The organism is Mesorhizobium sp. GbtcB19, assembly GCF_019091085.1.
GTDB lineage: Bacteria > Pseudomonadota > Alphaproteobacteria > Rhizobiales > Rhizobiaceae > Mesorhizobium.
Window position 1 is genome coordinate 1 of record NZ_JAGXJY010000178.1, and the last position, 295, is coordinate 295.

The 295-nt window shown below is 71.2% G+C and carries 1 protein-coding gene; it reads right to left on the bottom strand.

Going from position 1 to position 295, the window contains the following annotated elements; all coding sequences use genetic code 11:
* On the bottom strand, positions 1 to 295 hold a 295-nt coding region (locus tag KVT37_RS32105; RefSeq protein ID WP_217579011.1), incomplete at both ends, for a DUF5801 repeats-in-toxin domain-containing protein.

The window sequence follows — 295 nt, forward strand, 5'->3', positions numbered from 1 at the left end:
AGCGTCACGGCGCCGGTCGAGGTGTTGACCGAAAGCGTGAACACCAGGAAGGCCGGGTCGCCGCTGTGGCCGGTCACGTAACCGGAGACCGTGTTGCCGCTCTGCGACAGCACCACGGCCTGGCCGGTGGCCGAGTCGATCAGGTTGGAGGCCGAGCCCGAGAGGCTGACGCTGTAGCTGGTGGTGGCGCCGTCTGCGCCCTGCACCACGGTGAAGGCGCCGGCGAAGCTCTGCGTGTCGGTGGTCGAGCCGGCCGGGCCGGTGCCCGAGCCGTTGATGCCGTTGGTGGCCGCCG